The 20,438-nt window shown below is 66.9% G+C and carries 14 protein-coding genes; 4 read left to right on the top strand and 10 right to left on the bottom strand.

Going from position 1 to position 20,438, the window contains the following annotated elements; translation table 11 throughout:
• Positions 1-9 precede the first annotated feature (9 nt).
• The 6 genes from KUW00_RS11100 to xdhA all read right to left on the bottom strand — a co-directional run bounded on the left by KUW00_RS11100 (position 10) and on the right by xdhA (position 9,083).
• Positions 10-972 carry a cytochrome-c peroxidase gene (locus tag KUW00_RS11100; RefSeq protein WP_222569081.1) on the bottom strand — a complete coding sequence of 321 codons (963 nt, stop codon included), beginning with the start codon at positions 970-972 and terminating at the stop codon, positions 10-12.
• A gap of 603 nt (positions 973-1,575) precedes the next feature.
• The gene (locus KUW00_RS11095) at positions 1,576-2,622 is read right to left on the bottom strand and encodes a rhodanese-related sulfurtransferase (protein ID WP_222569080.1); all 1,047 of its coding nucleotides are present in this window, start codon (positions 2,620-2,622) and stop codon (positions 1,576-1,578) included.
• A 152-nt stretch (positions 2,623-2,774) separates the two neighbouring features.
• Positions 2,775-4,070: a guanine deaminase gene (gene guaD / locus KUW00_RS11090; protein ID WP_222569100.1), complete on the bottom strand. Its 1,296-nt coding sequence runs from the start codon at positions 4,068-4,070 to the stop codon at positions 2,775-2,777.
• 306 nt (positions 4,071-4,376) lie between these two features.
• Positions 4,377-5,216: a xanthine dehydrogenase accessory protein XdhC gene (xdhC, locus tag KUW00_RS11085; RefSeq protein WP_222569079.1), complete on the bottom strand. Its 840-nt coding sequence runs from the start codon at positions 5,214-5,216 to the stop codon at positions 4,377-4,379.
• Positions 5,213-7,621 (bottom strand): xanthine dehydrogenase molybdopterin binding subunit, encoded by a 2,409-nt coding sequence (gene xdhB, locus KUW00_RS11080; RefSeq protein WP_222569078.1) that lies wholly within the window; start codon positions 7,619-7,621, stop codon positions 5,213-5,215. Before xdhB ends, xdhC begins: the two co-directional genes overlap by 4 nt.
• Positions 7,605-9,083: a xanthine dehydrogenase small subunit gene (gene xdhA, locus KUW00_RS11075; RefSeq protein WP_222569077.1), complete on the bottom strand. Its 1,479-nt coding sequence runs from the start codon at positions 9,081-9,083 to the stop codon at positions 7,605-7,607. Before xdhA ends, xdhB begins: the two co-directional genes overlap by 17 nt.
• Before the next feature lie 365 nt (positions 9,084-9,448).
• Between xdhA and KUW00_RS11070 the strand changes: the two genes are divergently transcribed.
• Positions 9,449-10,120, top strand: coding sequence for a TetR/AcrR family transcriptional regulator (locus tag KUW00_RS11070; protein WP_222569076.1), 672 nt, complete (start codon positions 9,449-9,451; stop codon positions 10,118-10,120).
• A 22-nt stretch (positions 10,121-10,142) separates the two neighbouring features.
• Here KUW00_RS11070 and KUW00_RS11065 read toward each other — a convergent pair whose 3' ends face one another.
• A complete protein-coding gene (locus tag KUW00_RS11065; protein ID WP_249742876.1) occupies positions 10,143-11,570 on the bottom strand; it encodes an NCS2 family permease in 1,428 nt (475 codons plus the stop codon).
• Between the two features lie 294 nt (positions 11,571-11,864).
• On the opposite strand from KUW00_RS11065, the gene hrpB reads away from it, so the two are divergent.
• The 3 genes from hrpB (at position 11,865) to KUW00_RS11050 (ending at position 16,063) form a co-directional block, all read left to right on the top strand.
• On the top strand, positions 11,865-14,444 hold the full coding sequence (gene hrpB, locus KUW00_RS11060) for an ATP-dependent helicase HrpB (protein WP_222569075.1): 2,580 nt from the start codon (positions 11,865-11,867) through the stop codon (positions 14,442-14,444).
• A 110-nt stretch (positions 14,445-14,554) separates the two neighbouring features.
• Positions 14,555-15,487, top strand: a complete 933-nt coding sequence (locus KUW00_RS11055; RefSeq protein ID WP_222569074.1) for a glutaminase — start codon at positions 14,555-14,557, stop codon at positions 15,485-15,487.
• 108 nt (positions 15,488-15,595) lie between these two features.
• The gene (locus tag KUW00_RS11050; RefSeq protein WP_222569073.1) at positions 15,596-16,063 is read left to right on the top strand and encodes a YchJ family protein; all 468 of its coding nucleotides are present in this window, start codon (positions 15,596-15,598) and stop codon (positions 16,061-16,063) included.
• A 214-nt stretch (positions 16,064-16,277) separates the two neighbouring features.
• Here KUW00_RS11050 and hutU read toward each other — a convergent pair whose 3' ends face one another.
• The 3 genes from hutU to hutI form a co-directional block, all read right to left on the bottom strand.
• Positions 16,278-17,969, bottom strand: coding sequence for a urocanate hydratase (gene hutU / locus KUW00_RS11045; RefSeq protein WP_222569072.1), 1,692 nt, complete (start codon positions 17,967-17,969; stop codon positions 16,278-16,280).
• Positions 17,970-18,005: 36 nt separating this feature from the next.
• The gene (gene hutG, locus KUW00_RS11040) at positions 18,006-18,989 is read right to left on the bottom strand and encodes a formimidoylglutamase (RefSeq protein WP_213228996.1); all 984 of its coding nucleotides are present in this window, start codon (positions 18,987-18,989) and stop codon (positions 18,006-18,008) included.
• Positions 18,990-19,095: 106 nt separating this feature from the next.
• Positions 19,096-20,307: an imidazolonepropionase gene (gene hutI / locus KUW00_RS11035; RefSeq protein ID WP_045994313.1), complete on the bottom strand. Its 1,212-nt coding sequence runs from the start codon at positions 20,305-20,307 to the stop codon at positions 19,096-19,098.
• Positions 20,308-20,438: the final 131 nt, after the last annotated feature.

The raw sequence follows: 20,438 nt of genomic DNA, 5'->3' as shown, positions 1-20,438 counted from the left end.
GGGGCTTGATCAGGGCAGAGCAGGCACCGTGACCACTGGCTGCTCTCCTGTCAGAGCATGCAGGAAGCTGACCAGACGATCGACGGTCGCTTCATCAAGCTCCCGCTTGAGCATCTGCTCGCCCATGATGGGCACGACGTCTTCAAGCGTCTCGGCCGAGCCGTCGTGAAAGTAGGGGTAGGTCAGGGCGACGTTGCGCAGTGAGGCCGTCCTGAAGGCCTGGCGATCGCTTTCCTCGTTGGTGACCGCGAAGCGCCCGAGATCATCCGATCCCGGCACCTGGATCGGGTGGAACAGGCTGTCGCTGAAGTTGGCGCCGCGGTGACAGCTGATGCACCCGACGTCCACGAAGTCTTTCATGCCTGCCTTCTGCTGATCGGTCAGGGCAGCCTCGTCACCGAGCAGGTAACGATCCAGCGGAGCGTTCGGCGTATTCAGCGTGCGCTCGAAGCTGGCGATGGCGTCGGCCAGGTTGCCGGAGGACAGCGGAGCCTCGTCGGCGGGAAATGCCGTCTGGAAGTGATCGGAATAGCCGTCGACGGCGGAAAGGCGGGCAAGGGCGCCGTCCAGGTCGTGGGCCATCTCGATGCTGTTCTGGATGGGGCCTAGTGCCTGGCCTTCCAGGTCGGGTTCGCGACCATCCCAGAACTGTGAGCCAAGAAAGCCCGAGTTGAGCACGGTGGGGGAGTTGCGTTCGCCTGTCTGTCCATCGTGGCCGACCGCCGTCGGAAGTCGATCCGTCCAGGCCAGGGCCGGGTTGTGACAGGAAGCGCAGCTGATGTTGCTGCTCTTCGACAGCCGGGGTTCGAAGAACAGCATCTTGCCAAGCGCTACCTTCTCAGCGGTGAGGCTGTTGTCGGCGGGGATGGGGGGAAGCGAGGGTAGCGGGGTGAAATACTGTCGATAGTCTTGTTGCTCGGCGGATTCGGTGTCTGATGTGGGTGCCGCCGACGCCTGGGAGGCGACGGCCATGCTGCAGGCCAGAAAAGTGCCGGTTAAAAAAGTGCCGGCCAGAACAGGGGAAAGGTAGCTGGGCCAAGGTCGCATCATGTATTCCCTTCGTTGCGTCACGGTTTGCCGTCCAGGCGGGCCACCTGAGCCTGCCGTTGTCCAGCGAACGGCAGGGGAATCAGTGCCGGTGCAGGTCGACGGCGAACCCTGATGCTCAAGGCGTGCTTCATGTCACCAGATGGCACTGCGGCTTGCCCGCGCTGGTGTTAGTAATAGGTGATCCTGTGTGGGCGGCGGCCGCTTTTCAGGCAACGGGCGGGGTGGAAGGTTGCTGAGGCATGATGTCGAAGCGAAAACGTCGGAATCTAAGGTGTTTTCGGCGTGATCGCCGACCGAGGCGAGGAAGAGGTTGAACAGGCCGACGCCGTTTCTTTCAGTACACTTGGGGGCGCTTCGGCGCGTCCTTCGCTACCGGCGAAGTGCTCGGTGACACGCAAAAGAGGCGCCCGTCTCTGGTATAAAGCCCAGGGCGCCTCTTTTTTGGTCTGGCGGGTGTTGTGGCTGGAGAGCCGGCGTGCATGAGCCGGCATGCATCAACGGGCGTGCAACACCAGAAGCCGTGCATCAGCCCTGTTGGCGATTGGCCTCGCGCGCCGCTTCCCTGGCGCGTCGCTTGGCCTCGCGACGCTCTTCCATGCGCGCCACCGCGTCGGCGCCCAGGTGGGCCTCGCCGCGCTCCCGGGCGAGGCGCATCTGGCGCTCGCGCTCGGCGAAGCGGGCCTTCTGCTCGTCGCTCAGGCGGTCGTAGCAGCGCGGGCAACAGACGCCTTTCTGGTAGTACTCGCTCTGCTTGTCCTGCTCGGTGATCGGCATGCGGCAGGCGTGACACTGGTCATAGCGTCCCGGCTTGAGGTCATGGTCGACGGTGACCCTGTCGTCGAACACGAAGCACTCGCCACGCCACAGGGTCTTGTCCTTCGGTACGTCCTCCAGGTACTTCAGGATGCCGCCCTTGAGGTGGTAGACGTCCTCGAATCCCTGCTCCTTGAGGTAGGCGGTGGACTTCTCGCAACGGATGCCGCCGGTACAGAACATCGCCACCTTCTTGTGGCGACTCGGGTCCAGGGTCTTCTTCACGTACTCGGGGAAGTCGCGAAAGGCGCTGGTGGCCGGATTGACCGCGCCCTCGAAGGTGCCTACCTCGACCTCGTAGTCGTTGCGGGTGTCGATCAGCAGAACCTCGGGGTCCTGGATCAGCTCGTTCCAGTCCTTGGGGTCCACGTAGGTGCCGACGGTATGGCGCGGGTCGATGCCCTCGACGCCCATGGTCACGATCTCGCGCTTGAGCTTGACCTTGGTACGCATGAAGGGCGCACGTCGGGTCAGCGACTCCTTGGTGTCGAGCTCGGCCAGGCGCGGGTCGGCGCGCAGCCGGGCGAGCACCGCGTCGATGCCCTGGCGGGTGCCGGCGACGGTGCCATTGATGCCTTCACGGGCCAGCAGCAGGGTGCCGCGCACCTGATGCTCGATCAGGGTGGCGAGCAGCGGCTCGCGCAGCGCCTCGTAGTCGTCGAGGGTGACGAACTTGTACAGGGCGCACACCACCAGGGTGTCTGGACCAGAAGTGGCGGTTTCGGTGGCTGTGTCAGGGGGTGAAGTATCGTGACTCATGGTTGTCCTCGTGCGAGCCGGAGCGTAAATCCGGAGCAGCGTTGGCAGCGTGTGGTATTCAAGGCGCGCATTCTAGCGCACTCGCCGAGGAATTTCCCGGCCAGCCATCACCCAGTGCAAGCGCCGGTCGCCGGCGCCTGTCGTCGGGTTCTTCAGGTCTGGCGGCGGTGCTGCAGGCGTCCCCCCGCCCAGGTCTCGTAGATGGCGCGGTCGTCCCCCAGCATCATCAGGGTGAAGAGTTCCTCTGCCAGGGACTGGGTGCGCCCCATGCGTCGAGCCAGCAGCGGCGAGGCGAACAGGTCGATGACCACGAAGTCGGCGTCACGACCGGGGGTCAGGCTGCCGATCCGATCGTCCAGTGACAGCGATACGGCGTTGCCTCGGGTCAGGTCATGAAAGCCTGCCCAGGCGGTCAGTGGTGTGCCCCTGAGCTGGCCGACCTGATAGGCCGCCTTGAGGGTGGCAAGTCCCGACAGGTCGGTACCGGCGCCGATGTCGCTGGCAAGTGTCAGATTCAGCCCCTGGACCCGGGCGCCGGCCCGGTCGAACAGGCCACTGCCGAGAAACAGGTTGGAGCTGGGACAGAAGGCGATGTTGGCGCCGCGCTCGGCCAGTCGCGCACGCATCTCGTCGTCCAGGTGGATGCCGTGGGCAAAGGTGCTGCGCGGCCCCACCAGCCCGGATTCCTCGTAGACCGCCAGGTAGTTGCGGCTGCCCGGAAACAGCTCGGCCACCCAGTCGAGCTCACCCAGGTTCTCCGACAGGTGGGTCTGCAGCCACAGGCTCGGGTCATTGCGCAGAAGGCCACCGGCGGCGTCGAGCTGTGCGCGGGTGGAGGTAGGCGCGAAGCGCGGGGTGACGCTGTAGCCGAGACGCGCGGTACCGTGCCAGTCACTGATCAGGCGCTCGCTGTCGCGGATGCCGCCGTAGGTGTCGTCGGTGAGCGCTTCGGGGGCATGGCGGTCCATCAGTACCTTGCCGGCCAGCATGCACAGGTCGCGGCGTTGGGCCGCGCTGAAGAAGGCGTCGGTCGAGGCCGGGTGGCTCGAGCAGAACACCTGGGCGGTGGTGGTGCCTACTCGCATCAGTTCGTCGAGGAAAACGTCGGCCATCTGCTCGGCGTGTTCGCGCTGGGCAAAGCGACATTCCTCGGGGAAGGTGTACTCATTGAGCCAGTCGAGCAGCTGGCGTCCGTAGGAGGCCATGATCTCGAGCTGCACATAGTGCACATGGCTGTCGATGAAGCCTGGCATCACCAGCTTGTCGCGGTGGTCGATGACGCTGGCGTCGGCGGGCAGATGGGGGGCGAGCTCTGTATAGTCGCCCACCGCCTGAACGACACCCTCGGCCCACCACAGCACGCCGTCGGCGAAGTAGCTGACGCTGCCCTCGAGCGGGGTGTCGCCGTCACCGGGATCGGCGTTGAAGCTGAGGATGCGCGCACGCATGACCCAGCTCGATGAGCAGGGGCCGCCAGCGGGACTGGTGGAGGCGCCGGCGGAAGTTCCGGAGAAAGCCTCGGGCTTGGGCGCGGTGCTGGCAGAGGCGTTACGGGTCTCGGTCATGGGGCACTCTTTATCGGGTCGTCGCTTATAGGGTCATCGCATCATCGCACTGTGGCGGTGACGTTGTGGTCAGGGGCGGCTGGCCTGGCGACTTGATCAGGCGGCTTGATCAGGCGGCAGGCGCGGCGGCCAGGGAGGCAGACGCCTGGTGCTACCCGGTCAGACGGGTAAGGCCGGGCCAGGACAGGTTCAGGAAAACAGGCGTCGTACCTCTGCGCTTTCCAGGCCGCGCAGCGCGTCGCGACGTGCCCCCTCCGGCCTGGGGCTTGCCAGTGGCAGCAGCTCGGCCAGGGCGGCCAGGGCGACGGCGTAGGGCGTCTTGTCGCCGCCGGAGTCGCCGATCGGGCAGCGCACGGCGTCGATGCGATCGTGCGGGATGCCGGCTCGCTCCAGTCGCCCGCGGAAGCTGGCCCACTTGCTGCGCGAGCCGATCAGCCCGATCGAGGCCATGTCGCCGCGCCTGAGCAGTGCCTCCACCAGGGCGTAGTCCTCGGCGTGGTCGTGGGTCAGCACCAGCACGTGGCTGCCGGCAGGCAGCGACTCGGCGCTGGCGTTGCAGTCGTCAAGCCGGTGGTGGTGCTGGCCTGGGGCCGGGTCGAGCCCGCTGAAGGCGTCCTCGCGGCTATCGTACCAGTCGAGTTGCCAGCCAAGCGGTGCCGCCAATGAGGCCACCGCGCGGCCCACGTGGCCGGCGCCGAACAGCGCCAGGCGCGTGGCCGTACCGAGATCCGTTTCGAGCAACACGTTGACGAAGCCGCCGCAGCACTGGCCACTGCGACCGCCCAGCGAAAAGGCCTCCAGGCTGAGGCCGGCCTCGCCGCGCTCGAGGCGTTCCCGGGCGCAGGCGATCAGCTGCCATTCGAAGGTGCCGCCGCCCAGGGTGTCGATGATGGCGTCGGCGGTGATCACCATCCTGGCGCCAGGCTCACGTGGGGTCGACCCCTGGCTGGTCACCTGGGTGGCCAGCACATGGGGCAGGCCGGCGCGTCGGAGGCGGGCCAGGGCGTCGTACCAGCGCTCGCCGCTCATGGGGTGCCCCCTGCGCGACTCTCGTGTAGCTTTCGTGCCTGGCGTGCCGCCGCCATGACCCGCTCAGGTGTCGCCGGGGTGTCCAGCCGTACCGCCTGGCGGTAGTCGGTGAGGCTCGCCAGGGCGTCGCGCAGCGCGCACCACACCGACATCCCCAGCATGAAGGGCGGCTCACCCACCGCCTTGGAGCGGTAGATGCTGGCCATGGAGTTGGGGTGGCCCTGCATCAGCTCGACGTTGAAGGTGGCCGGCAGGTCGCCGTAGGCGGGGATCTTGTAGGTGGCCGGGCCGAACGAGGTCAACTGGCCCCGCTCGTTCCACTTCAGTTCCTCGCTGGTCAGCCACCCCATGCCCTGGATAAAGCCGCCTTCCACCTGGCCCACGTCGATGGCCGGATTGAGCGAGTCGCCCACGTCGTGGAGGATGTCGACCCGATCCACCTGGTACTCACCGGTGAGGGTGTCCAGTGCCACCTCGGCGACGGCGGCGCCATAGGCGAAGTAGTAGAAGGGGCGTCCGCTGCCGCTGGCCCGATCGTAGTGGATCAACGGCGTTGCGTAGAAGCCTTTCTCGGACAGCGACACCCGACCCAGGTAAGCGTCCTGGATGAGCTCGCCCCAGGCGATACGTCGTTCGCTGCCACCGATGCCGGCGATCAGCTCGCCCTGTTCCAGACGCATGTCCTGACGGTCGAGCTGGTAGCGTTCGGCGGCGAAGTCGAACAGCCGCGATTTCAGCTTGCTGGCCGCGTCGCGGGCCGCCTGGCCGTTCAGATCGGCCCCGCTGGAGGCCGCCGTGGGTGAGGTGTTGGGCACCTTGTCGGTACGGCTGGCGCTGATGCGCACCGCTTCGAGATCGAGCCCCAGCTCGCGGGCGACCACCTGGCACACCTTGGTGTGCAGGCCCTGGCCCATCTCGATGCCGCCGTGATTGATCATCACGCTGCCGTCGGTGTAGACGTGCAGCAGGGCACCGGCCTGGTTGAGGTGCTGGGCGGTGAATGAGATGCCGAATTTCACCGGGGTCAGCGCCAGGCCCCTGCGGATGACCGGGCTGTCGGCGTTGAATTCGGTGATCGCTTGGCGCCGGGACCAGTAGTCGCTCGAGGTCTCGAGCCGCTCGATCAGGTCATGCAGCAGCGTGATCTGGTCCACCGTCTGGCCATAGTGGGTCTGGTCGCGGCCTTGGCGATACAGGTTGCGCTTGCGCACCGTCAGGGGATCCTCGCCCACGCGGCGGGCGATGTCCTCCATGGCGGCTTCGATCACCATCATGCCCTGGGGACCACCGAAACCACGAAAGGCGGTGTTTGACGCGGTGCTGGTACGGGCGCGATGACCGGTGACCCGAGCCTGGCCCAGCGAATAGGCGTTGTCGGCGTGGAACATGGCGCGGTCGACGATGGCTTCGGACAGATCCGGCGAGTATCCGCAGTCGCCGATGACGGTGATGTCACCGCCCTGGATCACGCCCTGTTCATCGACACCGAGCCGATAGCGGTTGTGGAAGGGGTGGCGCTTGCCGGTGACCTTCATGTCCTCGGCCCGGGGCAGGCGAACACGGCAGCTCTTGCCGGTGCGGCGGGCGATCAGCGCCGCCAGGCAGGCCCAGGGCGAGGCCTGGGTCTCCTTGCCGCCGAAGCCGCCGCCCATGCGGCGCACCTCCACGGTGACCGCGTGGAAGGGGATGCCCAGCACCTCGGCGATCAGCTTCTGGGTCTCGCTGGGGTGCTGATTGGAGGTGTGGACCATCACGCCTTCGTCTTCGGTGGGGTGGACCACGCAGGCCTGCCCCTCCAGATAGAAGTGCTCCTGGCCACCGACGAACTGCTCGTCCTCGATGACGTGCGTCGCCCCGGCCAGGGCGGCCTCCCAGTCACCGCTTTGCTGGCGGTGGGTCGGGCGCACCACGTCGCCGGCCTCGGCGGCGGCCACTGGGTCGAGGCTCGCCTCGACCTCATCGATCTCCAGGCGCGCCTTCTTGACCGCCTGACGCGCCGCACGATGGCTGGTGGCGGCGACGCAGAAGATCACCTGACCGGCGTAGAGTACCTCGCCGTCGGCCATGATCGGATCGCCGGGAAAGACCGGGCCGATATCGGTGTGGCCCGGGACGTCGGCGACGCTGATCACGTCGACCACGCCCGGGGCGCTGCGCACGGCGGACAGGTCCAGCCCGGTGATGCGCCCGCTGGCGACCGGCGAGAGTCCCACCGCCAGGTGCAGCGCGTCCGCCGGCAGCGCCAGGTCGTCGATGTAGGCGGCGCGCCCGGTGACGTGCTTGACCGCGCTTTCGTGGCGAGCGGCGCTGCCCGAGAAGCCCTTGGCCGCCGGCGCGTGGCGGGGAGTATCGGCAGTATCGCTGGACGCGGAGGCAGGTGTGGTCAGATCAGTGAGCGTACGCATGGAGCATCACCTCCTGGGTCGGGTGCTGAGAGTCCTGGGATGCCGCGTCGGCGACGACCAGGCGCAGGCGTTCGATCAGTGCAGCGGCGGCGTGCCGACGATAGTCGCTGCTGCCACGCACATCGCTCATGGGCTGAAAGTCTTCGGTCAGCGCATCGATGGCGGCGGCGAACCGCTCGGGTGAAGGGGCATGGCCTTCCAGTGCCGCCTCGGCGCCGGTTGCCCGGGCCGGGATCGCGGCCATGCCGCCGAAGCCCAGGCGCACCTCGGTCAGGCTGCCGTCCTTCAGGGTCCAGCTGAAGGCACCGAGTACCGCCGAGATGTCGTCCTCACGCCGTTTGGACAGCTTCCATACCTTGAGCTGGCGGTCAGCTGCCAGCGTCGGCAGGAAGATCGCTTCCAGGCACTCGTCCGGGGCCAGGGCGGTCTTCTTGTAGTCGATGAAGAAGTCTGCCGCAGCGAGTTCGCGACTGCCGTCGGGTCCGGTCAGGCGCAGGCGGGCGTCGAGTGCCAGCAGTACCGGTGGGGTGTCGCCGATGGGCGAGGCGTTGGCCACGTTGCCACCCAGGGTGCCGCGGTTGCGCACCTGACCAGAGCCCAGTCGATGCAGGAGGTGATGGAAGGCGGGATAGCGCTCGGCAAACAACGGCTCCAGTTGCGTGTAGGTGACGGCGGCGCCGATCCACATCCCTGGTCGACCGCTGGCGTCGTGGCCCGCTTCCAAAACCTTGAGCTGTTCCACCCGGGTGACGTCGATGACCTCGGCGAAGTCCGCCAGATTCTGGGTGACTTCGAGCCAGAGATCGGTGCCGCCGGCCACCAGGCGGGCGTCGGGGTGGCGGGCGCGCAGTTCGACCAGTTCATCGAGGCGGCGCGGCTGGTAAAAGCCGGTGCGGGTAGCCGGCTCACCCACATTGGTGGCAAGCGTTCGGGCAAGGGCGTCATCGTCGAGCCATTCGGGCCGGAAGCCCGGGGTGTCGTCCATGGCCAGGGCGGCGTCGCGGATCGGGCGATAGCCGGTGCAGCGACACAGGTTGCCGCCCAGCGCCGCTTCCAGTCGCTCAGGCGTCAGTGGCGCGGGCCGCGCGCGGTCCTCTTCATGAAGGGTGAACAGCGACATGACGATACCCGGGGTGCAGAAGCCGCATTGGCTGCCGTGGTGTTCCACCATGGCGGCCTGGCAAGGGTGCAGGCCGTCCCCCCGGGACAACCCCTCGACGGTGACCAGGTGGCGTCCATTGAGCTGGTGGGCCGGCATGATGCAGGCGTTGGCGCTGTGGTAGCGCAGGTTGCCGTCGGCATCGGGCTCGCCGATCGCCACGGTGCAGGCACCGCAGTCGCCGGAGGCGCAGCCTTCCTTGGTGCCGGTCTGGTTGAGGCGCTCGCGCAGCAGGTCGAGCACGCTGAGGTGGGCCTCGGCGTCGACGCGCCGTGGCCGCCCGTTGAGGAAGAACTCGATCATGGTCAGGTCCGCTTATGTTGTCGTTGTCGTCGTTGATGTCCTGGTCGATGTCCTGGTTGCTGTCTGAGCCGAGTGGTTGTCAGCGAGTCGGTACCAAGGGGCATCGCCATGGCAAGGGGGTAACTTCATTCTTGACCAATCGGTCAGCTTCTTCAAGTCACGCCGTCGAGTTTTTTTTCGGTGCCCGCCGCGTGTTCCTGTCGGCGACCACGGCAGAGGCCTAAAAAGCTGCCCATCACAGGCGCTGGCGTGCCAGGCTAGCCGCTTAGCCCAATTGCCAGCGCGGTGGGGTTCAGGCACTCTTTTCCTCCTTGCCGACCCACCTGCAACCGGCGGTGGCGGGCGATTCGACGATCGGGATAACCATGGGCTCACAGCTTGATGACACGGCGCTGAAGGCGCCGCTGGAGGCGGAGGCTGGTGCCATTCGCCAGCGTAACGAACGCGACATACTCGACGCCGCCGAGCGAGTGTTTTCGCGTCACGGCTATCGGGGCGCCAGCCTGAAGCTGATTGCCGAGGAAGCCGGGCTGCCCAAGTCCAATGTGCTCTACTACATGGGCAGCAAGAAAGCGCTGTACGTTCGCCTGCTGGAAGGGGTGATGGAGCGCTGGAACATGATGCTCGACGATATCTCGGTGGATGATGATCCCGCCGAGGTGCTCAGTGCCTTTATCCGCTCGAAGATGGAGATGTCTCGCCGCCACCCCGAGGCCTCGCGCCTGTTTGCCGGCGAGATCCTTCAGGGCGCCCCCTTTCTGCAGGACTATCTGCGTGGCGAGTTGCGTGACTGGGTCGAAAGCCGTGCCGAGGTGTTTCGTCAGTGGGCCGAGCGCGGCCTGATGGACCCGGTGGACCCGGTATCACTGATCTTCCTGATCTGGTCGGCGACCCAGCACTATGCAGACTTTCAAAGCCAGGTCGCCGGCATCACCGGCCACGACGACTTCACCGACGAAGATATGCAGCGTGTCACCGATTTTCTGACCCAGGTGGTATTGAAGGGCTGTGGGGTGGTGTCGGCGCCACGGGGCTGAGGCCCGGTGGCGCTTGCTTACGCTATTGCGCCGTCACCAGCATGATCGCGGACAGCACCGCGGACACCCACATGGCGGGTTTGATCTCGGTGAACTTGCCGGTGGCCAGCTTGATCAGCACGAAGCTCATGAAGCCGAAGGCGATGCCCAGGGTGATCGAGTAGGTCAACGGCATCAGGATGATCGCCAGAAAGGCAGGAAAGGCCTCCTCGAAGCGTCCCCAGTCGATCTTGCCCACCGGGGCCATCATGAACAGCCCCACCAGCACCAGCGCCGGCGAGGTGGCGATGCCCGGCACCAGCGACAGCAGCGGCGACAGGAACAGAAACGGCAGGAACAGCAGCGCGATCACCAGCGCGGTCAGGCCGGTGCGCCCGCCCTGGGCGACCCCTGCGCCGGACTCGATAAAGGTCTGGGCGGCGCTGGTGCCCAGCGGAGCGGCGATCATCGAGGCGAAGGCGTCCACCGTCATCGAGCGCTTGAGGTTGCGCGGGTTGCCCTTGGCGTCCTTGAGCCCCGCGGATTCCGACAGCGCCATGAAGCACGACAGCGCATCGAAGAAGTTGGTGAACAGCATCACGAAGATAAAGGGCAGGTAAGCGACCTTGAGAGCCCCCAGCACGTCGACCTGACCCAGCGCCGAGAAGTCTGGCCAGGCGGCCAGTCCCTGCCATGCCACGACCACCTCGTCACCCCACAGACGCCCCATCGGTGCGGCCAGCAGGGTGGTGGTGGCGATGCCGAGGATCAGGGCACCGTTGAAGCCGCGGATGACCAGTACCGCGGTCACGATCAGCCCGATGAAGAAGGTGGCGAGGCTAGCATCCAGGCTGCCCAGGCTGACCAGGGTGGCGGGGCTTGCCACGATGAAACCGGCGTTCTTGAGCCCGATAAAGGTGATGAACAGGCCGATACCGCAGGTGATGGCGTAGCGCAGCGACGGCGGAATGGCGTCGATGATCGCCTCGCGGACGTTAAACATGGCCAGTACGGCGAACATCACACCGGACCAGAACACACACCCGAGTGCGACCTCCCAGGACAGACCTGCGCCCAGTACCAGGGTGTAGGTGAACAGGGCGTTCATGCCCATGCCGGGCGCCACCAGGATGGGGTTGCGCGCGTACAGCGCCATGGCCAGGCTGCTCAGAAAGCTGATGACCACCGTAGCCGACAGCGCCGCCGAGAAGGGAATGCCGGCGTCCGACAATACCGCCGGATTGACCACGATGATGTACATGCCCGCCAGAAAGGTGGCGATCCCGGCCAGCAATTCGGTCTTCAGCGAACTGCCCCGGCGGCTGACGTTGAAGTAGCGATCCAGCCAGGCAAGCCTGCCGACGGCGTCCTGGCTGGTTTGATCCGCAGTGCCGTCGTCGCCGTCAGGGCGACTCGCGCTGGCTGCCGGATGACGGTCGCGCGGTGAAAGCGTGGACGTGGTCTCGCTCATCTCAGGGTCCTCTTGTCGTTGTAGTGGCCGCTGTCGATTGTCTGGGTGATGCCGCGACGGGCGTCGCGCTTAAAAAAACCTGACCTTTCGGTCAGCTTGAAGAGCGTAGACAAAAACGTCACCTACTGGCAACAAAATGTTGTTGCTGGTGTATACAGGTCAGGCCTCGGGCGGGTCGCTGCCGCCGGGCCCTAGGGTGGCGGCGTGCTATCATCGCCGGCGCATTGCTGCCGTGCTTGTGCAGTCCAGTACAGCCCAGTTCAGTCCCGCCCCGCGCCAGGAGCCCCCGAGCCGATGTCTTCACCGCCCAGCCTGCCCATCGACGCCCGACTGCCTCAGCTCACCGCAGCGCTTGAACAGCACAACCGGGCGCTGCTGGTGGCCGAGCCCGGGGCCGGCAAGACCACTCGGGTACCGCTGGCCCTGCTGGACTGTGACTGGTGCGGTGGCGACGATGGTCGCGGGCGTCTGCTGCTGCTGGAGCCTCGTCGGGTGGCGGCGCGTCTGGCGGCGGGCCATATGGCCGAGTTGCTGGGCGAGCGGCCGGGCGAGACGGTGGGATATCGCATGCGTGGCGAGAGCCGGGTCGGCCCGACGACTCGCCTCGAAGTCGTCACCCAGGGCGTGCTGTCGCGCATGCTGCAGCACGACCCCATGCTGGAGGGGGTCACCGGCATCCTCTTCGACGAGTTCCATGAACGCAGTCTGGAGGCCGACCTGGGGCTGGCGCTGGCCCTCGATGTCCAGCAGGGGCTGCGCGAGGACCTGCGCCTGGTGGTGATGTCTGCCACCCTGGACGTGGCCGCCATGCAAGGCGTGCTGGGACAGGACGTGGCGGTGATCGAGTGCCCGGGGCGGCAGTATCCGGTCCAGACGCTGTATCGGCCGCTGTCCCAGCGCGCCTCGGCGGAAGAGCAGCAGGGCCGGGTGGTCATGGAGGCGCTGCAGGCGTCCGATCCTGTGTCCCATGGCGGGGATGACGATGCCAGGGGTGGTGGTGATCCTGTTGGCGACGTGCTGGTGATCCTGCCTGGCGTTGCCGAAATCGAACGTCTCGGGCGCTGGCTGGGCGAGCGGCTGGAGGATATCGCGATACTGCCGCTGCATGGACGCTTGCCGCTCGAGCAGCAGCGCGCTGCCCTTCGTCCTGACCCGAATGGCCGGCGTCGGGTGGTGCTGGCCACCGCCATCGCCGAGTCCAGTGTCACCGTGGATGGCGTGCGCAGCGTGGTCGATGCAGGACTGGAGCGGGTGCCGGTGTTCAGCCCGCGTACCGGGCTTTCGCGTCTCGAGACCCGCCGTGTCAACCGAGCCAGCGCCGATCAGCGGCGTGGGCGGGCAGGGCGCCAGGGGCCTGGACGCTGCTATCGGCTGTGGGCGGAAGAGCAGCCGCTGCCGCCCCACGCCGAGCCGGAGATACACCAGGCAGACCTGTCCGGCCTGGCCTTTGAACTCGCGCGCTGGGGCGTCAAGGACGCGTCCGCGCTTGCCTGGGTGACTTCTCCAGGGACAGCGGCCCTGGACAGCGGGCGTCGGCTGTTGCAGTCCCTCGGGCTGGTCGAGCCTGATGGCGGCTTGAGTTCGCTGGGCCGGGCAGCCGGACGCTGGCCGGTGCATCCCCGGCTCGCCGCCATGCTGGAGCGAGCCAGCCGCGCCGGCGAGGCGTCGCTGGCCCTGGCCTGCGCCCTGTCCGCCTGGCTCGAGGGTCGTCAGGGCGCCTCGCGGGAGCCGGATCTGGAGCGGGTGTTCGTACCGCTGTTGTCGTCGCCGAGGCCAGACCCTGCCTGGCAGCGGGAGGCCCGGCGACTGTGCAAGCGCGCCGGGGTGGCGCTGGACAAGGCCAATGGGGGTGAGTCCCGTGCAAGCGAGCCGGGCGCCTCATTAACCTTGGGCGAGCTTCTGCTCTGCGCCTACCCCGACCGTGTCGCTCAGCACCTTTCGCCCGGACGCTTTCGCCTGCGTGGCGGTGGCCTGGTGACGCTGGCAAGCGATCACCCCCTGGCCCACGCGCCCCTGCTGGTCGCGGTGGACCTGGACGGTCGCCAGCGTGAGGCCCGGCTGTACCGTGGCGTACGGATCGAGGAGGCGGCGCTGCTGGCGCATTTTCCTGAACTTGGCGACTGGACCGAGCGGGTCGCCTGGAACGCATCGGCGGGACGCTTGGAAGGCGAGCGAGTACGCGCCCTCGATGCCGTGGTGCTGGAGCGCAAGCCCCTGGCAGGACCGCCGAGTCGAGAGGCGAGGCATAGGGCGCTGCTCGACGCCCTGGGGCAGCGCGAGGCGCTGCCGCTGGACGAGGCGGCAGAACAGCTCAGAAGACGGGTAGCGCTGTTGCGACGGGCGCATGATCCCCAGTGGCCGGAGCTTGACGACGCCAGCCTGATGGCCGAGCTCGAGGACTGGCTCGGTCCGCATCTGGACGGCCTGTCGCGGCTCGATCAGGTGCTGGCGCTGCCCTGGGAACGGCTGTTGCGCGAACGTCTGCCGTGGCCGTTGGCGGGCAAGCTGGACGAGCTGGCACCGCGACGGCTGGCGCTGCCAAGCGGTGACAGCGCGGCCTTGCGCTATGAGCGTGAGGTCGACGACGGCGACGAGCACGGCACGCGTATCGTGCCGGTGCTGGCCGCCAAATTGCAGGCCCTGTTCGGTTGCGAAGCCACACCCTGTATCGTCGACGGGCGGGTGCCGGTACGCCTGGAATTGCTGTCCCCGGCGCGGCGGCCGCTGGCGACGACCATGGACCTTCGAAGCTTCTGGCACAACGTCTACCCCGAGGTGCGCAAGGAGAACCGCGGCCGCTACCCCAAGCACCCCTGGCCAGAAGATCCGCTTGCCGCCGAGGCGACCATGCGCACCAAGCGGCGCGGGCGCTGAGCGGGACATATCGCCCGGGAGATTGTCCCCGGCCGGGAACCGGCGTTGACAGCCACGAAGGAGGGGGCGACCATCGCCAGCCTTGTCAGGCTCCTGGAAGAATCACGCTCATGGGAAAGACCCTTACGCCGGAACAACTGCAGGCGCTGGTCGAGAGGCTGGATCGCGAGGCTCGTCAGGCTGGCGAGTGGGGCCAGGTGGCAAGCTATATCCCCGAACTTGCCTGTGTTGATCCCCGCCAGTTCGCCATCAGTGTGTGCACCGTGGATGGACATGAGTTTCATGCCGGCGACGCCGCCAAGGCCTTTTCGATCCAGAGCGTGTCGAAGGTCTTCACCCTGGCGCTGGCGCTGGGGCGTCACGGCGATGGCCTGTGGCAGCGGGTCGGGCGCGAGCCATCGGGCCGAGCCTTCAACTCCATCGTCCAGCTGGAGGTGGAAGAGGGCATTCCCCGCAATCCCTTCATCAACGCCGGGGCGATTGTCACCACCGACGCGGTGCTCGGGTGCAATGCGCCGCGCGATACCCTCGGCGAGATTCTGCGCTTTCTGCGCGAGGCCTCCGGCGACGAGGACATCCACATCAACGAGCAGGTGGCGCGCTCCGAGCATGCCACCGGGGATCGCAACTTCTCCCTGGCCTACTTCCTGCGCTCCTGCGGCAACCTGACCAACGACTGTGACCGGGTGCTGGGCACCTACTTCCATCACTGCGCCATCGAGATGTCCACCGCCCAGCTCGCCAGGGCCACACGCTTTCTGTGTGGTGGCTTCGAGGGCCAGCGCATGATCGGGCTCGAGCGGGTGCGGGCGATCAATGCGTTGATGATGACCTGCGGCCACTACGATGGCTCGGGAGACTTCGCCTATCGGGTCGGCTTCCCGGGCAAGAGCGGTGTCGGGGGCGGGATCATGGCGGTGGTGCCCAATGTGGCGTCGATCGCGGTGTGGTCGCCGGGCCTGGATCGCTACGGCAATTCGCTCAAGGGCACCGCCGCCCTGGAGGGGCTGTCCAAGGCCACCGGCTGGTCGGTATTTGCTTGAGGCCGCTACAGGTCGGCAGTCTGTTTAAAGCGTTGCCACCCACGTCGGGCTTTCGTACAGGGCCCGCGCTGTGGCAAAGCGCAAGGTAGATGAGAGGAGAGCCGCACCTTGAACACGACGTCATCCACCCGCTGCCCCTGCGGCAGTGGCCTGGTCCTCGAGCACTGCTGTGGTCTGCTGCACCAGGGCGAGAACGCAGGTTCGCCTGAGGCGCTGATGCGCTCGCGCTTTGCGGCCTTCGCCCTCGGGCTCGAGGACTACCTTCGCCATAGCTGGCACCCGGACAGTTGCCCGGCGCAACTGGGCGGTGACGACGATACCCGCTGGAAGCGTCTCGAGATACTCGATAGCGGTGAAACAGGCGACCAGGGCTGGGTGCAGTTTCGTGCGACCTTTGCCGAGGGTCCGAGAGGGCGGCAGCGCTGGGGCGTGCTGGAAGAGCGCTCGCGCTTTGTGCGCCACCAGGGACGCTGGGTCTATCTGGATGGCGAGGCCAGGGTGTCTCGACTCAAGCCGGGACGCAACGATCCCTGTCCCTGTGGCAGTGCGCGCAAGTTCAAGCAGTGCTGTGCCTGACCCGTCGCCGGCCGCTTCAGGGGCGTCGGCGCACGTTTCAAGTGACATCGAAGTGAACTAGGGTTGTAAACGATAAAGGCCGCCCCGAGGGGCGGCCTTTGTGCAGGCGTCTGCGCTTTATGCATGGCGCTCCCGGGCAGGAGGCGCCCTCAGGGACAAGGCGCCTCGATGCCAGGGTCGGGCGCGCCAGCGGCTGGCCGCGCCCGGGACGGCATCAGTCCTTGAGCATCGGCAGGTCGAGGCCGTTGTCGCGGGCACACTGGCTGGCGATGTCGTAGCCGGCGTCGGCATGGCGCATCACGCCGCTTGCCGGGTCGTTGCGCAGGACGCGGGCCAGGCGGGCATCGGCCTCGTCGGTACCGTCGGCGACGATGACCACACCGGCGTGCTGTGAGAAGCCCATGCCGACACCCCCGCCGTGGTGCAGCGAGACCCAGGTTGCGCCGCCTGCGGTGTTGGCCAGGGCGTTGAGCAGCGGCCAGTCGGACACCGCGTCGCTGCCGTCCAGCATGGACTCGGTCTCGCGGTTGGGGCTGGCCACGGAACCGGAGTCGAGGTGGTCACGGCCGATGACGATGGGCGCCTTGAGTTCGCCGTTCTTGACCATCTCGTTGAAGGCGCGGCCGAGGCGGGCGCGATCCTTCAGACCGACCCAGCAGATACGCGCCGGCAGACCCTGGAAGCTGATGCGCTCCTTGGCCATGTCGAGCCAGTGGTGCAGGTGCTCGTCGTCGGGGATCAGCTCCTTGACCTTGGCGTCGGTCTTGTAGATGTCCTCCGGATCGCCGGACAGCGCCACCCAGCGGAACGGGCCGATGCCCTGGCAGAACAGCGGACGAATGTAGGCCGGGACGAAGCCGGGGAAGTCGAAGGCATTCTCGACGCCTTCTTCCTGGGCCATCTGGCGGATGTTGTTGCCGTAGTCGAAGGTGGGCACGCCCATCTTCTGGAACTCGAGCATGGCGCGCACATGCACCGCCATGGACGCCTTGGCGGCCTTGACCACTGCGTCGGGCTCGCTCGTGGCGCGGGCCACGTACTCGTCCCAGGTCCAGCCAGAGGGCAGGTAGCCGTGCAGCGGATCATGGGCGCTGGTCTGGTCGGTGACCATGTCCGGCTTGACGCCGCGCTTTACCAGTTCCGGCAGGACGTCGGCGGCGTTGGCGCAAAGACCGATGGAGATGGCCTTGCCTTCACTGGTGTAGCGGGCAAGACGCTCGAGCGCGTCGTCCAGGTCGTTGGCCTGCTCGTCCAGATAGCGGGTACGCAGACGGAAGTCGATGCTCGACTGCTGGCACTCGATGTTCAGCGAGCAGGCACCGGCCAGGGTCGCCGCCAGCGGCTGGGCGCCGCCCATGCCGCCGAGGCCGGCGGTCAGTACCCAGCGGCCCTTGAGGTCGCCGTTGAAGTGCTGACGGCCTGCCTCGACGAAGGTCTCGTAGGTGCCCTGGACGATGCCCTGGGAGCCGATGTAGATCCAGGACCCGGCGGTCATCTGGCCGTACATCATCAGTCCTTTCTTGTCGAGCTCGTTGAAGTGCTCCCAGTTGGCCCAGGCCGGCACCAGGTTGGAGTTGGCGATCAGTACCCGCGGCGCGTCCTTGTGGGTCGGGATCACCGCCACCGGCTTGCCGGACTGGATCAGCAGGGTCTGGTCGTCCTCCAGGCGCTTGAGCACCTCGACGATCTTGTCGAAGCATTGCCAGGTGCGGGCAGCGCGACCGATGCCGCCGTACACCACCAGATCCTCGGGACGCTCGGCGACGTCAGGGTGGAGGTTATTCATCAGCATGCGCAGGGCGGCTTCGGTCAGCCAGCTCTTGCACGACAGCTCGGTGCCGGTGGGGGCGGCGATCTTGCGCGAAGGATCGTGACGGTCGTTCAGCGAGGGCGTGATCTGGTTCATGTCGGTACCTGTAGTGAAAGGGAATAAAAGGCTCGGTCAGGCGTTGGACCGGGTCAGTTGATGGACCAGGCGGGCGGCGAGACGCGCCGTGCGTTGGTCGATGTCATACGCCGGGTTGACCTCGGCGATGTCGATCAGGCGGAGCTTGCGCGAGCGACGCAGGAACTCGAGGATCGGCTCGAAGTGGGTCAGGATCACGCCCCGCGAGGCAGGAGCGCTGACGCCAGGGGCATCGCTTGCAGGGAAGACATCCATGTCGATGGTCAGGTAGACGTGATCGCAGTCGGCTACCAGACGCTGCACGTCGCGCTTGATGTACGCGATGCGGCTATCGCGAAACTCGCGATCCTCGACCACCAGCGACTTGAGCCGCTTGGCGGTGTGAAACAGGGCACGGGTGTTGGCCGCCTGGCTGACTCCGAGGCAGGCGTAGCGGAACGGCCAGCGACGCCTGGCGCAGTCGGCGGCGATCTGGGCGAAGGGCGTGCCGGAAGACGTCTGTTCGCTGGGGTCGCGCAGGTCGAAGTGGGCGTCCAGGTTGATGATCGCCACGGTGGGCCTGCGGTGGCCCTTGTCCAGATGCTCGGAGAGGCCGCGCCAGCTGGCGTAGGCGACTTCGTGACCGCCGCCCAGCACCACCGGCTGGTGGCCCTGGTCGAGGATCTCGGTCACCCGCGCGCCCAGCGCCTCCTGGGCATCCTCGAGGCCATTGCCGACGCAGTGCACGTCGCCGGCATCGTAGGCCGGGGCGTCGCGGTGCCAGGCCATGGGGGCGAGGGCACGGCGAATGGCGGCGGGGCCGTCGGCAGCGCCCACCCGCCCCTTGTTGCGAGCGACACCGGCATCACTGGCAAAGCCCGTCACCACGACGCCAGGCTCGGCGCCGGAACGGTAGGCGGCGATGCGCTGGTGCCAGCGCTCGCTGTTGGGCTCGGGGTCGATACGCCCCTGCCAGATACCCATGTCCGCTTCGGTCAGCGGCGCGATGGGAGACGAGGGGGAAGCGAGCTGCTCATCCATGGGTCAATACGCCCTCCAGCAGGCGATGCTTGAGCCGTCCCGGCTGGACGGCATGGTGTCTGGGTCAGCCGCCGGGGTCATGGATGACCAGGGGGAAGATAGCTGCTCATCCATGGGTCAATACGCCCTCCAGCAGGCGATGCTTGAGTCGTCCCGGCTGGACGGCATAGGCCAGTTCGGCCGGGCTATCGATGTTCCAGACGCACAGGTCGGCGGGAGCGCCGACGGCGATACGTCCAAGGTCTGGCTGGCCGATGGCCTGGGCGGCGTGGCGGGTCATGCCGGCCAGTGCCTCCTGGGGCGTCAGGCGCAGCAGGGTGCAGGCCATGTTCAGCATCAGGGTCGGCAGCACGATGGGCGAGGTGCCCGGATTGGCGTCCGAGGCCACCGCCATGGCGACGCCGGCACGACGCATGGCGTCGATCGGTGGGTGCTGCGTTTCACGCAGGGTGTAGAAGGCACCGGGCAGCAGGACGCCGACGGTCCCGGCATCGGCCATCGCCGCGATGCCGTCGTCGTCCAGGTACTCGATATGGTCGGCGGATAACCCTCGGAACTGGGCCACCAGGGCGGCGCCACCGGACAGTGAAAGCTGCTCGGCGTGGGCCTTGACCGGCAGGTCAAGCGCCCTGGCCGCCTCGAACACGCGTCGGGACTGTTCGCTCGAGAAGGCGATGCGCTCGCAGAACACGTCGACCGCATCGACCAGGCCCTCGGCATGGGCCGCCGGCAGGATCTGGTTGCACACCAGCTCGATGTAGCCATCGGCGTCGCCTGCATACTCCGGTGGCAGGGCATGGGCGGCCAGCAGGGTGGTAGTGACGCGAACGGGCAGTTGCTCGCCGAGACGTCGCGCCACCCGCAGCATCTTCAGTTCGTCGGCCAGGGTCAGGCCGTAGCCGGACTTGATTTCGACGCTGGTCACGCCGTCCTCGATCATCGACGTGAGACGCTTTGCAGCGGCGTCGAACAGGGCCGATTCGTCGGCTTCCCGGGTTGCCGTAACGGTGCCCAGGATGCCGCCACCGCGACGTGCGATCTCTTCGTAGGAGGCGCCTTGCAGGCGCAGCTCGAATTCGTCGCTGCGCTGCCCGCCGAAGACCAGGTGGGTATGGCAGTCGATCAGGCCAGGCGTCATGACGCCGCCTTGCCCCATGTCGACGGCGTCGCGATGTTGACTCGGGTCAAGGGTCTGCATGGTGCCCAGGGCGCAGATCCGTCCATCCTCGACCGCTACCCAGTGACGCTCGGGCAGGGTGGTCAGTCCGTCGAAGATCGCCAGATCGCGCCACAGCAGGCGCTTGGATTGCTCGGACATGGGGATGCTCCGTGTCGGGTAATGTATATACAAATAATGCCTTCAAGCCATTTCGTCAAGCCGCCGAGTCGCCAGTGATGCATCGCCCGACCCTTGGGTCGGGCCTGATGGATGGTTGTTGAAACAGCGGC

Source organism: Halomonas sp. DP5N14-9 (assembly GCF_019802175.1).
Classification (GTDB): Bacteria; Pseudomonadota; Gammaproteobacteria; order Pseudomonadales; family Halomonadaceae; genus Halomonas; species Halomonas litopenaei.
This window is presented reverse-complemented; position numbering and strand designations above follow the sequence as displayed.